Origin of the sequence: Ferdinandcohnia jepli, assembly GCF_047246645.1 — a bacterium.
Classification (GTDB): Bacteria; Bacillota; Bacilli; order Bacillales; family Bacillaceae_L; genus Ferdinandcohnia.
Genome location: NZ_JBFOKR010000009.1, coordinates 168,735 through 187,497, shown reverse-complemented (window position 1 = coordinate 187,497; position 18,763 = coordinate 168,735). Strand labels below are relative to the sequence as shown.

At 35.3% G+C, this 18,763-nt stretch carries 20 protein-coding genes and 1 other RNA gene; 17 read left to right on the top strand and 4 right to left on the bottom strand.

Translation table 11 applies throughout. The features are described 5' to 3' along the window. Positions 1-51 precede the first annotated feature (51 nt). Positions 52-525 carry an Hsp20/alpha crystallin family protein gene (locus AB3M96_RS11640; RefSeq protein WP_412967775.1) on the bottom strand — a complete coding sequence of 158 codons (474 nt, stop codon included), beginning with the start codon at positions 523-525 and terminating at the stop codon, positions 52-54. Positions 526-691: 166 nt separating this feature from the next. Continuing rightward, positions 692-1,387 (bottom strand): Crp/Fnr family transcriptional regulator, encoded by a 696-nt coding sequence (locus tag AB3M96_RS11635; RefSeq protein ID WP_412967774.1) that lies wholly within the window; start codon positions 1,385-1,387, stop codon positions 692-694. Positions 1,388-1,660: 273 nt separating this feature from the next. Here AB3M96_RS11635 and AB3M96_RS11630 point away from each other — a divergent pair, with 273 nt between their 5' ends. The 8 genes from AB3M96_RS11630 to AB3M96_RS11595 all read left to right on the top strand — a co-directional run bounded on the left by AB3M96_RS11630 (position 1,661) and on the right by AB3M96_RS11595 (position 8,483). Next, positions 1,661-3,349: a peptide ABC transporter substrate-binding protein gene (locus AB3M96_RS11630; RefSeq protein ID WP_412967773.1), complete on the top strand. Its 1,689-nt coding sequence runs from the start codon at positions 1,661-1,663 to the stop codon at positions 3,347-3,349. A 75-nt stretch (positions 3,350-3,424) separates the two neighbouring features. Next, entirely contained in the window at positions 3,425-4,354 is a 930-nt protein-coding gene (locus tag AB3M96_RS11625) for an ABC transporter permease (protein WP_412967772.1), read from the top strand. Continuing rightward, the gene (locus AB3M96_RS11620; protein ID WP_412967771.1) at positions 4,351-5,280 is read left to right on the top strand and encodes an ABC transporter permease; all 930 of its coding nucleotides are present in this window, start codon (positions 4,351-4,353) and stop codon (positions 5,278-5,280) included. Before AB3M96_RS11625 ends, AB3M96_RS11620 begins: the two co-directional genes overlap by 4 nt. Positions 5,281-5,301: 21 nt before the next feature. Then, positions 5,302-6,297: an ABC transporter ATP-binding protein gene (locus AB3M96_RS11615; RefSeq protein ID WP_412967770.1), complete on the top strand. Its 996-nt coding sequence runs from the start codon at positions 5,302-5,304 to the stop codon at positions 6,295-6,297. A gap of 49 nt (positions 6,298-6,346) precedes the next feature. After that, entirely contained in the window at positions 6,347-7,282 is a 936-nt protein-coding gene (locus AB3M96_RS11610) for an ABC transporter ATP-binding protein (protein ID WP_412967817.1), read from the top strand. Positions 7,283-7,538: 256 nt separating this feature from the next. Then, on the top strand, positions 7,539-7,745 hold the full coding sequence (locus tag AB3M96_RS11605; protein ID WP_412967769.1) for a cold-shock protein: 207 nt from the start codon (positions 7,539-7,541) through the stop codon (positions 7,743-7,745). Positions 7,746-7,886: 141 nt separating this feature from the next. Then, positions 7,887-8,087, top strand: coding sequence for a cold-shock protein (locus AB3M96_RS11600; protein WP_412967768.1), 201 nt, complete (start codon positions 7,887-7,889; stop codon positions 8,085-8,087). A 183-nt stretch (positions 8,088-8,270) separates the two neighbouring features. Beyond that, positions 8,271-8,483, top strand: coding sequence for a DUF7336 domain-containing protein (locus AB3M96_RS11595; RefSeq protein ID WP_412967767.1), 213 nt, complete (start codon positions 8,271-8,273; stop codon positions 8,481-8,483). A gap of 44 nt (positions 8,484-8,527) precedes the next feature. On the opposite strand, the gene AB3M96_RS11590 is transcribed toward AB3M96_RS11595, so the two are convergent. After that, a complete protein-coding gene (locus AB3M96_RS11590; protein WP_412967766.1) occupies positions 8,528-8,893 on the bottom strand; it encodes a carboxymuconolactone decarboxylase family protein in 366 nt (121 codons plus the stop codon). Between the two features lie 379 nt (positions 8,894-9,272). On the opposite strand from AB3M96_RS11590, the gene AB3M96_RS11585 reads away from it, so the two are divergent. Beyond that, positions 9,273-9,518, top strand: a complete 246-nt coding sequence (locus AB3M96_RS11585) for a transcriptional regulator SplA domain-containing protein (RefSeq protein WP_412967765.1) — start codon at positions 9,273-9,275, stop codon at positions 9,516-9,518. Positions 9,519-9,532: 14 nt separating this feature from the next. Continuing rightward, positions 9,533-10,558, top strand: a complete 1,026-nt coding sequence (gene splB / locus AB3M96_RS11580) for a spore photoproduct lyase (protein WP_412967764.1) — start codon at positions 9,533-9,535, stop codon at positions 10,556-10,558. Positions 10,559-10,601: 43 nt separating this feature from the next. On the opposite strand, the gene AB3M96_RS11575 is transcribed toward splB, so the two are convergent. Next, complete coding sequence (locus AB3M96_RS11575) at positions 10,602-11,468, bottom strand: permease (protein WP_412967763.1); 867 nt, start codon at positions 11,466-11,468, stop codon at positions 10,602-10,604. Between the two features lie 275 nt (positions 11,469-11,743). Between AB3M96_RS11575 and AB3M96_RS11570 the strand changes: the two genes are divergently transcribed. The 7 genes from AB3M96_RS11570 (at position 11,744) to rnpB (ending at position 18,709) form a co-directional block, all read left to right on the top strand. Beyond that, the gene (locus tag AB3M96_RS11570; RefSeq protein WP_412967762.1) at positions 11,744-12,619 is read left to right on the top strand and encodes a GNAT family N-acetyltransferase; all 876 of its coding nucleotides are present in this window, start codon (positions 11,744-11,746) and stop codon (positions 12,617-12,619) included. A 160-nt stretch (positions 12,620-12,779) separates the two neighbouring features. After that, on the top strand, positions 12,780-15,068 hold the full coding sequence (locus AB3M96_RS11565; protein ID WP_412967761.1) for a DEAD/DEAH box helicase: 2,289 nt from the start codon (positions 12,780-12,782) through the stop codon (positions 15,066-15,068). A gap of 27 nt (positions 15,069-15,095) precedes the next feature. Continuing rightward, positions 15,096-16,373 carry a ribonuclease H-like domain-containing protein gene (locus AB3M96_RS11560; protein WP_412967760.1) on the top strand — a complete coding sequence of 426 codons (1,278 nt, stop codon included), beginning with the start codon at positions 15,096-15,098 and terminating at the stop codon, positions 16,371-16,373. 332 nt (positions 16,374-16,705) lie between these two features. Continuing rightward, positions 16,706-16,942 carry a CotD family spore coat protein gene (locus tag AB3M96_RS11555; RefSeq protein ID WP_412967759.1) on the top strand — a complete coding sequence of 79 codons (237 nt, stop codon included), beginning with the start codon at positions 16,706-16,708 and terminating at the stop codon, positions 16,940-16,942. Positions 16,943-17,148: 206 nt separating this feature from the next. After that, a complete protein-coding gene (locus AB3M96_RS11550; RefSeq protein WP_412967816.1) occupies positions 17,149-17,706 on the top strand; it encodes an SLOG family protein in 558 nt (185 codons plus the stop codon). A 238-nt stretch (positions 17,707-17,944) separates the two neighbouring features. Further along, positions 17,945-18,244, top strand: coding sequence for a cell division regulator GpsB (gpsB, locus tag AB3M96_RS11545; RefSeq protein WP_412967758.1), 300 nt, complete (start codon positions 17,945-17,947; stop codon positions 18,242-18,244). Between the two features lie 76 nt (positions 18,245-18,320). Then, positions 18,321-18,709, top strand: an RNA gene (gene rnpB / locus AB3M96_RS11540) — RNase P RNA component class B. Positions 18,710-18,763 lie beyond the last annotated feature (54 nt).

Here is an 18,763-nt window from a genome sequence, read left to right as displayed (position 1 = left end):
TATTTAATAGGAAAAAGTATGTATAAAAGAAGCACCTAAAAATAGGTGCTTTTACTCATCGATATATAGTTTTTTTCTGTGTTGCTTTGGAATGAGGATTTTAAGTACACCGTCTTTATAGGAGGCTTTAATATTTTTATTTGAAATTGGATAGGGGAGTGATACTGTTCTGCTTGATTTATTATAGGAATGTTTTTTCATATAATAGTGTATTTTCTCATTTGTTTCTTCTACTTCTTCCATATGGTTTACGCTAATAGTAACGTATTTTTCAGCATATTCAATATCAATTTGCTCTTTTTTAACTCCTGGCAGGTCCACAGATATTACTAAATCAGTATCAGTTTCATACATGTCAATTGGAATAGTTGCAAAAGGAAAAGGTTTATCAAAAACTTCATCAATTGTGTCGAGTAGACGTTTTACGGGTTGTTGTGTAAAAAATTCGTTCATTGACCGGATTAATGGTCCAAAGGGCTCAGTATGATACTTTTTAATTGGCTTTTGCGAATTATCTTCTTTCATAAGGATGCTCCTCTCTAAAATATTTCATTGTAATATGGTACTACTGTCACTATATTCAATCTAGGTGGGAAATGTTTTTCTTTTGGGCATGAAAAAAGGAGCTAAAACATAAATGTCTTAGTTCCTTATATTTAAGAGAAAGTAGTTTATTTTTGAAGTATGAGACTTATACAAAAAGCTCATCTTCTAAAGCTTCTACATCTACGATAAAGTTTCCTGATTCATCAACATCAATTAATTTTTTCTTTTTTAACTTAGTTAAGGTTCGACTTACTGTTTCACGAGTAGAGCCAATCATGTTTGCTAAATCTCTATTTGTAAATTGAGTTGTAATCGTCGTTCTTCCGTCACCTTCCTGTTTCCCATCGGTATTACATAGTCTAATAATTAGCTTAATAATTTGTTCATACGAGTTATTTAAGATCTGGGCTTCAAGTCGATTCTGTAAATCAACAATTTTCTCACCCATAACTCTAAAAAGTTTAATACATACTTGCGGGTGCTGTAATAGAACTTGCTCAAAGTGCGAAATAGAAATAACTACTGCAATTGTATCTTCTATTACATACGAATATGCAGGGTATGTACCTTTTCGGAAGAAACCTACATGAGGGAACATATCGCCATCCTTTAATACCGAAACAATTTGTTCTCTCCCATTTACGTCATTTTTATAGATTTTAACTCTCCCGTTGTAAATAAAGTAAACATTTTCCAATGGATCTTCTTGCATAAAAACATGTGAGCCCTTTGCATATTGTCTGTTTTGTGCAATGTTTACAATCTCATCCAATTCATCGCTGGTTAATTCTTTAAAAAGAGGAACGGTCCGTAAAACTTCTTTTATCTCAACACGATTCATAATATCACTCCAATAATAGCGCTTACTTTTAGTGTACCAAACTAATAGATTACGGGTAAAGAATTAGTATTGCAGAAGCATTTAAAAAAGTTGGGACATCATAATTAATATGATTTTAGTCTAGTAATGCGTTTTAGTGTGAAACCAAAATACTATTTTTTAATAAAGAAATTTGTCTCCTATGTAATATTTTTAAAAATCCAATTATAGATTAGTTGTAGAAATCAAAATATATGATTTCAAATTTTTTTAAGAGTATAGGGGGGGAATTACTTGAAAAAAAGGTTATCAGTAGGTTTAGTATTATTGCTTTCTATCTTTCTAGCTTTATCGGGTTGCTTTAGTGGTGAGAGTTCAACAAATGAACCAGAAGAACCATCAAAACCAAGCGAAGAAGGTCAAAATGAACAACAAGAAGAGAACAATGGACCTAAAATTCTTCGTCTAAACAATAGTTCAGAACCAGGTTCACTACATCCTGGTACCGCACAAGGTACTCATGATTCTTGGATCCTTGAGCATGCTTTTGAAGGATTGACTAAGAAGACGCAAGAAGGTGAAATTGTCGCAGGAATGGCTGAAGAATGGACAACAAGTGAAGACGGATTAACTTGGACCTTTACGTTACGTAAAGATATCAAATGGTCAAATGGTGATCCAGTTACAGCTCATGACTTTGAATATGCATGGAAATATGCACTTAGTCCAGAAGCTGCATCTACGTATGCGTATCAACTCTACTACATAGCAGGTGGAGCTGAATATAATGGAGCCAAAGAAGGTGCTGACTTAGCAGCGCTGGAAGCTGAGGTAGGGGTAAAAGCATTAGATGATACTACATTAGAAGTGAAACTGGCACAACCAACACCATATTTCCTAGACTTAACATCTTTCTACACTTACTATCCTATTAATAAAGCAGTGCAAGAGGCAAACCCAGATTGGTATAAAGAAGCAGATACGTACGTATCAAATGGTGCCTTTAAGTTAACGGAGTGGAAACACAAAGAAAGCATGAAGCTTGAGAAAAATGAAAACTATTACAATAAGGATAGTATAAATCTAGATGAAGTAAACTTTGTAATCATCGATGATGAAAATACATCTTGGCAAATGTATCAGTCTGATGAACTTGACTTAGTATATCCACTTCCACAGGACGTAATTGGACAGTTGGTAGAAACAAAAGATCCAGAATTCCAAATTGGAACTGATTTGGCAGTTTACTACTATAATTTAAACACTGAGAAGAAGCCTTTTAATAACGTAAAGGTGAGAAAAGCATTAGCTATGTCAATTGATCGCCAAACAATTGTTGAGCATGTCGCTCAAGGTGGTCAACCACCAGCATTTTCTGTTGTTCCACCAGGAATCCCTGATGTATCAGGAGATTACCAAGAGAATACTGGTAAACTTTTTGAAGAAAACGTAGAAGAAGCTAAAAAGCTTTTAGAAGAAGGCTTGGCTGAAGAGGGCTTGGATGAATTCCCAAATGTAACACTTACGTACAATACTTCAGAAGGTCACAAAATGATTGCCGAGGCAGTTCAGGAAATGTGGCGTAAAAACCTTGGAATTGAAATTACACTTGAAAATGTTGAATTCCAGGTAAAGCTTGACCGTGAAAAAGCTGGAGACTATGAAATCTCAAGGGCTGGCTGGGTCGGAGACTATGTAGATCCGATGACATTTATGGACCTATGGGTAACAGATGGACCGTATAACGATGCAAACTGGGGTAATGCAGAATATGACAAATTGATCAATGTTGCCAAGACAACAATGAACCAAGAAGAAAGAATGAAGGCAATGCATGACGCGGAAAAAATCTTAATGGATGAAATGCCGGTTATTCCTGTATATTTCTATACTAAACCTTACACTGTGAAGCCACATGTAACTGGTATTTATACACCGATAAATCGTTACCCTCAATTCATTTATGCTGATATTAAAAACTAGTTAATTAGTTAATCGAGGTATGCTTTTACAGGCATACCCCGATTTTTCTTACATAAAAATGAAAAGGGGGATAACATGCTTAAATACATCATAAAGAGAATAGGCCTGGCATTTCTCACTCTATGGGTAATCATTACATTAACATTCGTCTTAATGCATAGTATTCCTGGAAATCCATTTGCTCAAGAAGGTACCATGCCGGAGGCTGTCTATAATAATCTACAAAGCTACTACAATTTGGACAAACCTTTACTTGTTCAATATGGTCATTATTTACTATCTATCTTACAATTCGATTTTGGTCCTTCTTATAAATCATCATCACTTACAGTGAACGATCTAATTATTAATGGGTTTCCGGTATCCCTGCATTTAGGCACCCAAGCCTTGCTTATCGCTATTCCGTTGGGTTTATTTTTTGGAATTGTTGCAGCCTTATACCGTAATCGCTGGCCAGATTATTCGTCGATGATCTTAGCGATTATTGGAATTTCCGTTCCAAACTTCATATTAGCTTCCTTCCTTATTAATTACTTAGCCGTTGAGCTAAGATGGTTCCCGGTTGCTACTTGGAAATCTTGGTCTCATACAGTTTTACCTTCTCTGTCGCTTGCAATGATGCCAATGGCTTTTATCGCTCGTTTAATGCGATCAAGCATGCTTGAAGTGATGGGCCAAGATTATATTTTAACCGCAAAAGCAAAAGGGTTAAAACAAGGAACTATAATACTCAAGCATGCAATACGTAATGCTATTTTGCCAGTCGTTACGGTACTAGGAATACTTATTGCTAATATTGTTACCGGAAGTTTTATTATAGAAAAAATCTTTGGAATACCGGGTATGGGGGAGATGTTTGTTACAAGTATCTTTAATCGTGATTATCCTGTAATTCTCGGTTCTACCATCTTTTACGCTGCTATCCTGATTCTTTTAATTCTTATCGTAGATATTGCCTATACATGGATTGATCCAAGAATTAAAGTAACGGGGGAGAGCAAATGAAAAACGAATCACAGTATACACAAGAAATGTTTACTCCTGCAGAACATAAATTTGAAGATGCGGAAAAGATTGCTAGACCAAGTATTTCGTATTGGTCAGATGTATGGCAGCGGCTTAAAGAAAATAAATTAGCTATTATTGGCCTAATTATTATTATTGTAATTGGGATAATGGCTATCATTGGTCCTTATCTAAATGGTTATACCTACTATGAACAAGATTTCACCAAAAAGAACTTACGCCCAAATGGTGAACATTGGTTTGGGACTGATTCGTCAGGTAGAGATTTATTTACTAGAGCATGGTACGGAGCTAGAATATCTCTATTTATAGGGATAATGGCAGCATTAATTGATTTCATAATGGGTGTTATATATGGCGGAATATCAGGGATACGCGGAGGCAAGGTTGATAACTTTATGATGAGAGTAGCAGAAGTATTATACGCTATTCCATACTTATTAATGGTGATTCTAATGATGATTGTCCTTGGAAGAGGTCTATGGACGATTATTATCGCAATGACAATAACCGGCTGGATTCCTATGGCGAGATTAGTCAGAGGACAGGTACTGCAGCTTAAGGAATATGAATATGTGCAAGCGGCAAATGCAATGGGAGCACAGACGTCATGGATATTACGTAGGCATATGATTCCAAATACCATGGGACCAATTTTGGTTAATGTGACTCTTACTGTTCCTACAGCCATTTTTGCGGAAGCAACCTTAAGTTTCTTAGGCTTAGGCATTCCTGCACCTGAGGCTAGTTGGGGTACGATGGCCAATGATGCACTAGGTAGTATTTTAATAGGAAATTTCTATCAATTGTTTATTCCAGCTTTTCTGATCTCCCTCACGATGTTTGCTTTTAATGTTTTTGGTGATGGTTTAAGAGATGCACTCGATCCTAGACTTCGTAAATAGATTGATAGAGGGGGTATGAAAATGGAAAATATAGTTGAGATAAATGACCTTCACGTAACATTTAATACGAATGCAGGTAAAGTGAAAGCTGTCCGAGGTATCTCCTTTTCAGTTGAAAAGGGAGAAGCGGTCGCAATTGTTGGTGAATCAGGTTGCGGAAAAAGTGTTACAGCAAAATCTATCATGAGATTGCTTCCTTCCCCACAAGCTAACATTGAAAAGGGTTCCATCTTGCTAAATGGGGTAGATGTTGTAGCTAAATCAGAAAGAGAAATGCAAAAAATTAGAGGTAATGAAGTTGGTATGATATTTCAAGACCCAATGACTTCCTTAAATCCAACAGCAAAGATAGGAATTCAAATTGCAGAAGGAATTATGCGCCATAACAAGGTTTCAAAGAAGAATGCAATAGAGAAAGCTATAAAAATGCTGGAACTTGTAGGGATTCCTCAGCCAGATAAAAGAATTAATCAGTATCCTCACGAGTTTTCTGGTGGGATGCGACAAAGAGTAATGATAGCTATAGCATTAGCTTGTCAGCCAAAACTATTAATTGCGGATGAGCCTACAACGGCCTTGGATGTAACCATCCAAGCACAAATTCTACAATTAATGAAGGAGCTACAGGAAAAAACAAATACGTCTATCATCCTCATAACACATGACCTTGGAGTAGTTGCAGAAATGTGTAGTAAGGTAGTTGTGATGTACGCCGGGGAGATTGTTGAATCTGGCAGTGTGGAAGAAATATTTTCAAACCCGACACATCCTTATACAAAAGGGTTATTAAAATCAGTCCCAAGATTAGATATGGCTAAACACGAAAAGCTCTCTACAATTACAGGTACTCCTCCAGATTTACTTGAACCACCAAAGGGATGTTCCTTTTTCCCGAGGTGTGAGAAGGCAATGAAAATATGTAAAGAGCACAGACCAGGAAGTGAATCAGTAGGAAATACACAATACAGTTCTTGCTGGTTGAATCACCCGATGGCGAAAAGTAACAATGCGGTGTGAGGAGGAGTCAAAATAAGTGGGAGCAAATAGTGAACAAAAAAGTCCGTTAATGGAAATAAAAAATGTGAAAAAGTATTTTCTTACCCAAGATAAACCGGTAAAGGCAGTAAATAATATAAATTTATCAATTAACAAAGGGGAAACAGTGGGTCTAGTTGGTGAAAGCGGATGTGGAAAATCAACAGTAGGTAAAACCATTATCCGCTTGCTAGAACCAACAGAAGGAGAGGTCCTTTTTGAAGGAAGAAACATCTACAACTTTAACTCGAGAGACCTAAAGGAGCTAAGGAAACATGTCCAAATTATTTTTCAAGACCCTTATGCTTCGCTTAATCCAAGGATGAAGGTTGAAGATATAATTGGAGAGCCTCTGGATATCCACCATATTGTAAAAGGTAAGAATCGAAAGGAAAGGATAAGAGAGCTTTTGGAGCTAGTCGGTCTAAGACCAGAGCATGCTAATCGCTTTCCTCATGAATTTAGTGGGGGACAACGACAACGAATCGGCATTGCAAGAGCATTAGCACTCAATCCAAAATTTATTGTGTGTGATGAACCTATTTCAGCACTTGATGTATCAATTCAAGCCCAGATTGTAAATCTATTGAAAAACCTGCAAGAAAAAATGGATTTAACATATCTCTTTATCGCTCATGATTTATCAATGGTGAAGTACATTTCTGATCGAATTTTAGTTATGTACTTAGGTAATATGGTTGAACTTGCGGATAGTAATACATTGCATGAAGAACCACTACATCCATACACGCAAGCATTGTTATCAGCAGTTCCGATTCCAGATCCGTCAGTAAAGCGTGAGAGAATAGTATTAGAAGGAGATGTTCCAAGCCCTTTATCACCTCCTTCAGGTTGCGTGTTTCGAACAAGATGTCAATTTGCTATGGAAAAATGTGCTACAGATATACCTGAGTGGAAGGAAGTAAAACCAAATCATTTCACTGCCTGTCATTTATATGATGATTGATGAGTTTTACAATTATAGGTAAGAAGTGGTATAATAATTGAAACGTAAGATAAATTAATAAGTGAAGCTTATTATAAGAAGTTTCTGCTAAGAAGTGCTTTTTATAATAAGTTTTTTTATTTTTGCTATGTTTGGATATATTGTTGTTCTTACGGGCATAAGTAACTCTGTGTGTGTAGTTTCAACAATTAGAACATGGTTGGTTCTTTCCGTTTGTTCTTGATTCGTTCCAACCTAACTTAAGGAGATGATTTGAATGGCATTTGGAAGAAGACCAGTCGAAGAGATTGTTACAGAGGAAACTAAAGTTTGGGAATGTTCATCAGAGGATTGTAACGGTTGGTTACGTGATAATTTTAAAAGTACTCAAGAACCATTATGCCCTCTTTGTAATTCACAAATGGAATCAACAACTAAATTACTTCAGGTTGTAGATAACCATTGTAAAAGCTATTTAGCTTAGATTTAAGAGGCTTTCTCTAGTAGAAAAGTTTTTAAAAAATAAACTTAAATAATTTATGTTATAAAAAATGTAATAGTGGATATAATAATTCATGCAATACCTTGCAACAAAATTTTGTTGCATTACATAGGAGGAAGCAAAATGGCACAAGGAAAAGTAAAATGGTTTAACAGTGAAAAAGGCTTTGGATTTATTGAAGTTGAAGGTGGAGACGATGTATTCGTACATTTCTCAGCTATCCAAGGTGAAGGGTTCAAAACGTTAGAAGAAGGTCAAGAAGTTACTTTCGATATCGAAGAAGGTAGTCGTGGACCACAAGCTGCTAATGTTCACAAGGCATAATAACCCATATATAAACTGTACAAAACAGATTCTTTCATAAGAATCTGTTTTTTTGTATTTAAAGGCTATATTAGATAGGATGTTATTTCGTAACTATTAAGTAAGCAATTTTTTTTGTGTTTTAACCAATTATAAATACAATAACAGTATATAAGTTTGTACTAACAGAAAGCTGGTGTTTTAATGTATTATGTGGTTGTTGATATAGGTTGTAGTGAATGTGGGGAAGCATCTAATATAGTGGGGATATTCTCTTCTAAGGAAAAAGCAATAGATGCTAGAGAATATTATGTTAAAGATAATCGACTGGAACATAACGATGATCATGAACTTCTCATTTATAAAATTGATGAACTTGATAAAATCTACAACAATAGTTATGAACATCTAATATAAAAGGACAGCTATATTCTGGCTGTCCTTTACAATTATCCTAAAACTTATTGTTTTATTTGATTCAACTCTTCGATACTCTCCATAACAAGTGTGACAGCTTGACTCATTGCTGCTCCTCCACCAAATGCTGCAGTGACCCCTACAGCTTCAAGTATTTCTTGTTCTGTACAACCTCGATCTAAACATCCCTTGGTATGGTAAATAATGCAGTATTCATCCTGAGAATAGAGGCTTATGCCTAAAGCAATTAGTTGCTTTTCTTTTTGGGAAAGAACGCCTTCACTAAAGCATTCTTCCGTAAATGAATTAAATTTTGAAGCAAGTTCAGGCATTTTTTCAGTGAATACACCTAACCCAGATTTATAGTGATGCAGTGCAGCTTCAGTAGAGTTTCTAGGTTCATATTGCATCTGTTACTCATCTCCATTCTATCTATAGTACTAAAATCAAAGATAGTATGAGCAAAACAACCACGGAATAACCTGTTAAAACCTGTGAAATTTAATCCCGCAGTTATAATCAGTGTTTCCAGAATAAAGGAAACATATTTTTTATATCAATAGGCAAAATGAATATAAAGTTAAGTGTGGGTTTAGTTATTTACCACTTGTTAAAAGTCACGAAAAGATTAAATGTTTTTTCTAAAGGCTAAAGCCCTAATAAAAACCTGAAAGAAATCAGGGTGTTAGCATCTGATAGCTCCCCACTAAAATACTATTACTTATTTGTTAGGTGGGCAACTTCCGGACGGCTACACCGGGATAATTTAATTGAGAAGGTGGACCAGTTATGAACATAGAACAAGAAAATTCTTCATATAAACCTGGCGATATTGTATATGTGTTTTATCGTAATCCTCATACCCAGGATGTAGCAAATGTTCAAGAAGCAGCTGTTGTAAGCAGTCCTGATAACCCAAACGAATTAGCGTTATTTTTATATGATACATACTATCCGTTAACCAATGAGTTGGCTGTGTATAGTAGCGAAGAATCAGCGCAAGAGGCTTATCAGCAATACTTCGAAGGATATTGAGGAGGCTAAACTAGATGAAACCATTTACACCTCAATTAGTATACTTTGAACCTAAAGCGTTAGACTATCCACTTGGTAAACAGCTTTTTGAAAAATTTAATAATATGGGACTGGAAATACGTGAGACGACTTCACACAATCAAATCAGGAACCTTCCTGGGGATAATGATTTCCAAAAGTATCGTGTTGCAAAGTCTACCTTAGTAGTTGGTATCCGAAAAACTCTTAAGTTCGATACGTCCAAGCCATCTGCAGAGTATGCCATACCATTTGCGACTGGGTGTATGGGTCACTGTCATTATTGTTATTTACAAACAACAATGGGGAGTAAGCCTTATATTAGAACATATGTAAATGTAGATGATATTTTCGAACAGGCAGATAAATACATTGCGGAACGCGCGCCAGAAGTAACACGATTTGAGGCATCATGTACATCGGACATTGTTGGTATTGATCATTTAACTCATACATTAAAAAGGGCAATTGAATACTTCGGAGAAAAAGATTTTGCAAAACTTCGCTTTGTTACAAAATTCCACCATGTTGATCATTTATTGGACGCAAAGCATAACGGTAGGACAAGATTTCGCTTTAGTATTAATGCAAAGTATATTATTAAAAACTTTGAACCTGGGACGTCTCCACTTGATAAACGTATTGAAGCAGCACGTAAAGTCGCAGAAGCAGGGTACCCTCTAGGTTTTATTGTTGCCCCCATCTATCTACATGAGGGTTGGGAAGAAGGCTATTATGAAATGTTTGAGCGACTAGAATCTGAATTGCCACCTGAAGCAAAGAAAGACCTTACATTTGAATTTATTCAACATAGATTCACTAAACCCGCAAAAAGAGTAATTGAGAAAAACTATCCAATGACAAAATTAGAGTTGGATGAAACAAAAAGACGATACAAATGGGGCAAGTATGGGATCGGAAAATACATCTATCAAAAAGAAGAGGAAGCAGATATAAAGGATCATTTATCTAAATACATGGAGAAGTTCTTTCCGCAAGCAAAGCTGGAATATTTTACTTAAAAAACAAACCAAGAGCTATCCTCTTGGTTTTGTTTTTGCTTACTTATAGTAGATGAAATATAAGCCCTGAGACTGTAGACATTGTTACCACAGATAAAATAAAAATAATCACTAATTGCTTTTTAAAAATTGATTTTAGCAAGATAATTTCTGGTAAGCTTGCTCCAGCTGAACTTATCATCATAGCCATTACTGGCCCGAGGGCCATACCTTTCATTATGAGTATCTGAGAAATAGGAATCATGCTAGATAGCCGTATATAAAGTGGGATACCTATAATAGCAGCAATTGGTATTAGCCACCAATGTTCCTCACCAAATGTATTTGCAATCCATTCTGTTGGAACTAACCCGTGAATGACTGAGCCAATTGCAGCTCCTATTAGCAAATATGGATAAACGCTTTTCATTAAGTCTATTGTTTCTCTAATAGCTAACATGATATTAAATTTTGTATGTTGCTCAGAATAGCCTGTCATTATAACGTTTTTAACATATTTCTCGTAGCCTAGAGCTTCAATTGTAAAACCAATAATGATTGAAAATGCGGTTGTTACCAGGGTGTAAATCAATGTGACCTTCCAGCCAAGCACTACACCCATAATAGTGAGTATTGTTGGATCAAGAACTGGAGATGCAAATAAAAAGATCATAACAATTCCAAAGGGCATTTTCTTTTTAAGCATGTTAACAACTACTGGAATAGTAGAACAAGAACAGAAGGGTGTAATAAATGCAAATAATATTGCTACAAATGCAGCTATCATCTTATTGCTGCCAGCTAATTTTTTCTCGATTTTTTCGTAAGGTATATAACCTTGTAGTAAACTAATAGCAAAAGAAATCACAATAAATAATAGCGTTAATTCAAGAGCAATGAACAAAAAGCTTTTTAGTGTTTCAACCCACATGAATACTTCCTCCTTGATATTAAGTTGATAAATCAAAAATATTTGATATTAAGTGCGAGATACTCTATTGAGAAGAAAAAAGAGATACTTTCTTTAAATCAAAAATATTTGATGAATTAATCTTACACCCAGTATTTACCTGTGTCAATTATTAAATCAAATATAGTTGATTTAATAATACTTGCTGTTTCTTTTGCTGTTCTAAAATATGTTGCCTTGGAAAAATGTTACACAAAGGTGAAAAAGATAGTTACTATATAAGAGGGGGGAATTATATGGAAGATATAGTTTTTATAAAAGAATATCGTAATAATAATCAACTTAGAAAAAGTTTTAACGATTTAGCTTTCCAAACTTTTGGAATCAACTTTGAAAAATGGTACGAAGCGGGTTACTGGACAGATAAATACATTCCATTTTCATTTGTTTCTCAAAATAAAGTTATAGCTAATGTATCTGTTAATCTAATTGACTTAGTTATTAATAATCAAATTATAAAAGGAATTCAAATAGGAACAGTTATGACTCATCCCGAGTACCGTAATAAAGGTCTTTCTCGTAAACTTATGAATATGGTAATGGAAACTTATGAAAGTACATATGACATGATGTATTTATTTGCTAACAAAACAGTTCTAGATTTTTATCCGAAATTTGGGTTTAATATCCTTCAAGAAACACAGTACGAATTAGAGTTCATTCCACTAACAAAAAATGTAGGAGCACTTCAAAAGCTAAATGTAGAAAGTGTGATAGACCGTCAATTTATTTATGATTTTGCGAAAGATAGAATTCCCACTTCGAGGGAGTTTGGAGCCGTAAATACTAAGGAACTGCTACAATTTTATTGTTTATATGCGTTTCCAAATGATATCTATTATTTACCTGAACAGGATATCATTATCATTTTCCAAGCAACTAAGGGTTGTATTCATATTTTTGATATTATATCTAAAAAAGAAGTGAACTTACAAAATATTTTAGAATCTATTACACCAGAACAAAAAAAGATCTTCTTTCATTTCACAGTTGACAGACAAAATCATGTAGAGAAAGGCATTTATCATGGAGATGAAGTTTTATTTGTGCGATTTAAGAAGGAGATAGTATTACCTGAACATTTTAAACACCCAATTACATCACAAGCTTAACAGTAAGGGCTCACTATTTTAGTGTCAGCCCTTTTTTTGTTTACCTATAACTTGTTGGTATCCCTAACGCAAAAAATACCAACTATACTTTCTACTAAATCACTTCAAAAACGAACGTTTATTCTGTAAAATGAATAGTAGAAATCTGAGGTGATGAAAAATGAACTTTCGGAAAAACATTCAAGAAGTAATTGATATTGTGCGAGAAAATCCAAAATATGCAGAAAACATTGTTCATTGGCACACAATAGAGGCTACATCGGCTAAAACAGTAAAAATGCCAAATTCAATAGATAATAGGTTAAAAGAAGCCTTACATAGAAGAGGAATTCAACAGTTATATACTCACCAGCACTTAGCGTACGAAACAACGAAAAAAGGGCAAAATTTCGTTGCTGTTACGCCAACTGCCTCTGGAAAAACATTATGTTATAACCTACCTGTTCTTCAGAAAATTATCGAAAATGATCAGGCTCGAGCATTATATTTGTTTCCTACAAAAGCGTTAGCTCAGGATCAAAAAAGTGAACTAAATGAAATAATTGAAGAGATGGGCGTTGCAATTAATAGTTATACGTATGATGGTGATACTCCTGCAAATATCAGACAAAAGGTTCGTAAAGCAGGGCATATTGTGATTACAAATCCAGATATGCTCCACTCAGCTATCCTTCCACACCATACAAAATGGGTATCTCTGTTTGAAAATCTCCAATACATTGTGATAGACGAACTACATACATATCGTGGTGTGTTTGGTAGTCACGTAGCAAACGTAATTCGACGATTAAAGAGAATCTGTGAGTTCTATGGCAGTAATCCAATTTTCATGTGTACTTCTGCAACAATTGCAAATCCAAAGGAATTGGCTGAAAACTTAACGGGAACAAAAATGGAACTCATAGAAAATAATGGAGCCCCAACAGGGAAGAAACACTTTGTGTTTTATAATCCTCCAATTGTAAATAAACCACTTAATATTAGAAGAAGTGCAACCTTAGAGGTTAGAAGATTAGCAAGCGAATTCTTGAAAAATAAAATCCAAACAATTGTTTTTGCTAGGAGTAGGGTGAGAGTTGAAATAATACTAACTTATTTACAAGAACTGATTAAACACAAGCTGGGCCAAAAAGCAATTAGAGGATACCGTGGAGGATATTTGCCAAAACAAAGGCGTGAGATTGAACAGGGGTTGCGAAATGGAGATATTTATGGAGTTGTCTCTACGAACGCACTTGAGCTCGGTGTCGATATTGGACAACTGCAGGTTTGTATCATGACTGGCTATCCAGGGACGATTGCAAGCGCTTGGCAGCAAGCTGGAAGAGCAGGAAGACGTCAAGGTGAAGCCGTGATTTTTATGGTTGCCAGTTCTAACCCTTTGGATCAATATATGATTCAAAATCCGACTTATTTCTTCAGTCGTAATCCTGAAACAGCAAGAATTAATCCCAATAATCTTGTCATTTTAATCGATCATATTAAATGCGCAGCATATGAACTTCCGTTTAAACAGGGAGATACATTTGGTGAACTGGATTTAGAAGATATTTTAGAGTTCTTAACAGAGGAACGTGTTCTACATCAAAACGGTGATAAATGGTACTGGATGAATGATTCTTTCCCGGCACATAACATTAGTTTACGTTCAGCATCACAGGAAAATGTTGTTATAATTGATCAATCTGATATTGCAGCAGTTAAGGTGATAGGAGAGATGGATCGTTTTAGTGCAATGACGCTATTACACGATGAGGCAATCTACCTGCACCAAGGAGTCCAATATCAAGTCGAAAAACTGGATTGGGAAGAAAAGAAAGCTTTCGTGCGGGAAGTAGATGTTGATTATTTTACAGATGCAAACCTTGCAGTACAGTTAAAGGTATTAGAGGTTGATAAACAAAGAACAAAAGATACAATAGAGATTGCTTTCGGAGATGTTTCCGTTCAAGCCATGGCTACAATATTCAAAAAAATTAAATTTGAAACACACGAAAACATAGGTTCAGGGCCTATTCATTTGCCAGAAGAAGAACTTCATACATCTTCAGCCTGGATTAGCTTACAAAAGAGTGAACTAGAGGGTATCAGTGAACAAAGAATCGAAGAAGGACTTGTTGGGGTAGCAAATGTCCTTAAACATGTTGCTCCATTATTAACAATGTGTGATCCTTCAGATCTACACGTTGTACCTCAAGTCAAGGCTGCACATAATGAACAGCCTACTATCTTTTTATATGATCGCTATCCAGGAGGAATTGGATTAAGCGAAAAGGTATATGAAATCATGGAACGACTTCTCACAGAGTCAGAAGAAATGATTCTTAGCTGTGCGTGTGAATCTGGCTGCCCGTCATGTATAGGAACAGATGTACTTCACGAACGAGCAAAAACAGACGCACTTACACTGATAACCAAATTAAAGCAAGGTACTAATAAGCCCGCGTAACAAACGGAAAAGTTAGGAGCTTCAATTATGTCGTTAAAGGGTAAACTTAATCGTTTAAAAAGTCATATTGTAAAGGAAGAAGTAAAAGCAGAAGTAGAACCAGCTGTGTTACATGTAGACAATAATGAGATTCCTTATTTAGAAAAATGGGAGGAATTTGGCGCAAAGCCATTCTACTTTGAGGGATCTTACTGCTTTGTAAGGACAGTGGAGTACCCATTAGATTATCTACACGGTCTATATCATTTTTCGAAATTAAATGATGTTGTTGATATGTGGAATTCTTCTGAGATAAAGCACCCTTTATCCTCTAAAGGACATAAAGCTTCAGATCTTTTCTTTTTTGATACTGAAACAACTGGGCTAGGGGGCGGCACTGGAAATACAATATTTTTGTTAGGTCATGCAAGAGTAAAAAATGACAAGGTTATTCTAACTCAGCATTTTTTACCTAATCCAGGTGCAGAAATTGCATTATACCAAAGTTTTTTATCAAGTGTCGATTATACTACACTTGTCACATATAACGGAAAATCATTTGATTGGCCGCAAGTTAAAACAAGACATACACTAATTCGGGATTCGCTCCCTAAGCTACCTGACTTTGGCCATTTTGATCTATATCATGCTGCTAGACGGCTATGGAAAAACAAACTAGAATCAGTAAGGTTAGCAAATGTCGAAAAACACATTTTGGAAATAACAAGAGAAGATGATGTTCCAGGATATTTAGCACCTATCCTATATTTTGATTATGTTGAAAATAAGCTTCCAGATGGGATTTTTGGAGTAATGAAACATAATGAAATTGATATCCTTTCACTTATAACATTGTATATACATTTGTCAGGTGTTGTAGTCTTATCACAGCAAAATAACGAAAACTCAGAAACCTACGAGGTTGCTAGATGGTTAGAGGCATTGGGTGAAACGGCAAGAGCAGAAAAGTTATATGAAAAAGTTGTCGAAAATAAACAAGTGGATGAAAGCAAAGCCAAGCTTGCACTAGCCTTTCTATATAAAAAACAGAGAAAGTTAGATGATGCAATTGAACTTTTTCAACATGTTGCTGAAACCGGAAGTGAGAAGGACTTCATAACAGCTAGTATCGAATTAGCAAAGTTCTATGAACATCATGAAAAAGATTATGAGAGAGCAAGGAATTTTGCGCAAAGTGCCTTCATAAAATGGAAAAGTAGCTACAAAGATAATAGCAAAACTGACTCAAAAGGAGAGGATCTTGAAAAGAGGATTACAAGACTAGCTAGAAAACTTCGGAATAGTAAGAAAATATTACCCGGGTAAGCGCAGGATTAGTGGTTTTTCGCGCGAAAGTTTGTCGATATTGTGAACTTTTGTTCCTTCCTTCATTTGTCATTGTAGAACATTGTAATACCATGTAAAATAATGTTTTGTGTAAAGATATATTATTTTAGATGGAGAGGGAAATCAAATGTATAAGAAGATCTTATTTCTTTACTTTGTTGTCCTAGGATTAATTGTCTTATTACTTTCAGGAATTCGTGATGGCTCGTATGCCTTTTTTTCATAAAAAATAGGTGTTTTGATTAGTACATGTATCTACCTTCCTTCATAGGCTATTAGTGAAAGCAGATGAAGGAAAGGAGATATAAAAAATGAATGGAAGACCACATGTAATGCAACCTATTGTTCATCCAACAAGATGCTGTGTTCAGCATCACTGTCAAACAACAATTGTGCCACACATTCATCCATCACATACTCAACATGTAAATCATCATATGTACCAGCATATGCACTATTATCCACACACGGAGTCTGTAGCAAATGAAGTTTCACATCAACACTTTAATTGTGGAGTAAGACCACCGGGGCCATTCTTTGGTAGATAAAAGAAGTTAGTTGTTATGAGCAGAAATGTAAGTAAGACAAATAGTGTAAAGACAACAGGAACTGTATAAGTTCCTGTTTTACTTACTTGTGATTTTTTGGAAAGCAAAAGCCATTCAAGGTTTTGTATATTTCGATCTACATAATTTTTGAGAACATTTAAAACTTCAATATTCCAAAAATGCAAAAGGATAAGGAGTATGGAATGATAAAGGTACTAGCGATTACAGGATATAAGCCATTTGAACTCGGAATATTTGGACAGAACCATCCAGGAGTAGGATATATAAAAACGGCATTAAGAAAACAGCTCATACCTCTTCTGGAAGAAGGACTTGAATGGGTAATCATTAGCGGCCAGTTAGGGGTTGAATTATGGGGGGCAGAAGTTTCATATGAACTGCAGGAATTATATCCAGAACTTAAGTTGGCTGTTATCACACCATTCTTAGATCAAGAAGAAAATTGGAATGAAACGAATAAGGAGTATTACCAATTTATTTTGTCACAGGCGGATTATATTAATAGCATTACAAATCGAAAATATGATAATCCATCACAGTTCCGTTTGAAAAATACATTTTTCCTTGAAAAAAGTGACGGACTTTTAGTTTTATATGATGAAGAAAATGAAGGCAGTCCAAAATATATATATGCAGATGCCAAAAAAAGAGCTGAGAACGGTGACTATGAATTAATAACTATAAATGGATACGACCTTCAAACAATTGTTGAGGAAGAACAACTTGCGAACAATGATTTTTGATTATTGCTTTATTCAACAGAATCTACTGAAGAATGCTTGGTGTTCCCAAAAAGAAAAAGCATTTCCTCATCTTTAGTGGATTCAAGGTAGATATTTTCAAATCAAATGAAAGCTCAAATCAATTTTTCATTCTCACAAGAGAAAACAAAGAACTCTACAGAAAGATAAATTGACAATCTAAGAAATTTTTGAAAAAATAGAATAGGAATAATGGGGAAAGTGTATCGAGGTGAAAAGTATGTTATCAGACAAAATAAAATTAACCGCTAAAGATATTTTAGAAAAAGAATTCAAAACAGGCATGAAGGGCTATAAGCAAGAAGAAGTTGATAAATTTTTAGATACTATTATTAAAGATTACGAAGTGTTTTATCAAGAAATTGAAGAATTACAACAAGAAAATCTTCGTTTAAAACGACAAGTGGAAGATTCATTTAAGAAACAACCACAAACGCAAACAGGCACAACAAATTTTGATATCTTAAAGCGTTTATCAAATTTGGAAAAGCATGTCTTTGGTAGTAAATTATATGATTGATGTGAATATTTACTAGTAACAATGCTATTGCAATTGTGTTGTATTTTTACTATACTAATTCATGCACACATTAATAACGTTCGGGTAATCGCTGCAAACTTGCTTTGCAGAGGAAAGTCCATGCTCGCACGGGCTGAGATGTCCGTAGTGTTCGTGCCTAGCCAATTAATAAGCTAGGGTAGTCTGGTATTACTGGGCTAACGGCAGGGAAAAAACCTAAGTCCTTTGGATATGGTTTGACTACCTTTAAAGTGCCACAGTGACGGAGTCTTGTAAGAAATTACAAGAGTGGAACGAGGTAAACCCCACGAGCGAGAAACCCAAATTATGGTAGGGGCACTTTCTCTTAGGAAATGAACGAAGAGAAGGACAGACGGGTTTACCGTCTGTAGATAGATGATTACCACCGGAGTACGAGGCTTTTCGCCGATTGTAGTACGAAGGAACAAAACATGGCTTACAGAACGTTATTGATGAATGATATCTGAATAGTAACGAAGCTCTCCAGTCGGAGAGCTT

Excerpts from the sequence above, each read along its gene's own strand:
- AB3M96_RS11560 (WP_412967760.1), top strand. The coding sequence starts at position 15,096 with ATGTCGTTAAAGGGTAAACTTAATCGTTTAAAAAGTCATATTGTAAAG.
- AB3M96_RS11575 (WP_412967763.1), bottom strand. The coding sequence starts at position 11,468 with ATGTGGGTTGAAACACTAAAAAGCTTTTTGTTCATTGCTCTTGAATTA.
- AB3M96_RS11585 (WP_412967765.1), top strand. The coding sequence starts at position 9,273 with ATGAACATAGAACAAGAAAATTCTTCATATAAACCTGGCGATATTGTA.
- splB (WP_412967764.1), top strand. The coding sequence starts at position 9,533 with ATGAAACCATTTACACCTCAATTAGTATACTTTGAACCTAAAGCGTTA.
- AB3M96_RS11610 (WP_412967817.1), top strand. The coding sequence starts at position 6,347 with ATGGAAATAAAAAATGTGAAAAAGTATTTTCTTACCCAAGATAAACCG.
- AB3M96_RS11555 (WP_412967759.1), top strand. The coding sequence starts at position 16,706 with ATGAATGGAAGACCACATGTAATGCAACCTATTGTTCATCCAACAAGA.
- AB3M96_RS11565 (WP_412967761.1), top strand. The coding sequence starts at position 12,780 with ATGAACTTTCGGAAAAACATTCAAGAAGTAATTGATATTGTGCGAGAA.
- AB3M96_RS11605 (WP_412967769.1), top strand. The coding sequence starts at position 7,539 with ATGGCATTTGGAAGAAGACCAGTCGAAGAGATTGTTACAGAGGAAACT.
- AB3M96_RS11640 (WP_412967775.1), bottom strand. The coding sequence starts at position 525 with ATGAAAGAAGATAATTCGCAAAAGCCAATTAAAAAGTATCATACTGAG.
- AB3M96_RS11635 (WP_412967774.1), bottom strand. The coding sequence starts at position 1,387 with ATGAATCGTGTTGAGATAAAAGAAGTTTTACGGACCGTTCCTCTTTTT.
- AB3M96_RS11600 (WP_412967768.1), top strand. The coding sequence starts at position 7,887 with ATGGCACAAGGAAAAGTAAAATGGTTTAACAGTGAAAAAGGCTTTGGA.
- AB3M96_RS11570 (WP_412967762.1), top strand. The coding sequence starts at position 11,744 with ATGGAAGATATAGTTTTTATAAAAGAATATCGTAATAATAATCAACTT.
- gpsB (WP_412967758.1), top strand. The coding sequence starts at position 17,945 with ATGTTATCAGACAAAATAAAATTAACCGCTAAAGATATTTTAGAAAAA.
- AB3M96_RS11625 (WP_412967772.1), top strand. The coding sequence starts at position 3,425 with ATGCTTAAATACATCATAAAGAGAATAGGCCTGGCATTTCTCACTCTA.
- AB3M96_RS11595 (WP_412967767.1), top strand. The coding sequence starts at position 8,271 with ATGTATTATGTGGTTGTTGATATAGGTTGTAGTGAATGTGGGGAAGCA.
- AB3M96_RS11590 (WP_412967766.1), bottom strand. The coding sequence starts at position 8,893 with ATGCAATATGAACCTAGAAACTCTACTGAAGCTGCACTGCATCACTAT.
- AB3M96_RS11615 (WP_412967770.1), top strand. The coding sequence starts at position 5,302 with ATGGAAAATATAGTTGAGATAAATGACCTTCACGTAACATTTAATACG.
- AB3M96_RS11620 (WP_412967771.1), top strand. The coding sequence starts at position 4,351 with ATGAAAAACGAATCACAGTATACACAAGAAATGTTTACTCCTGCAGAA.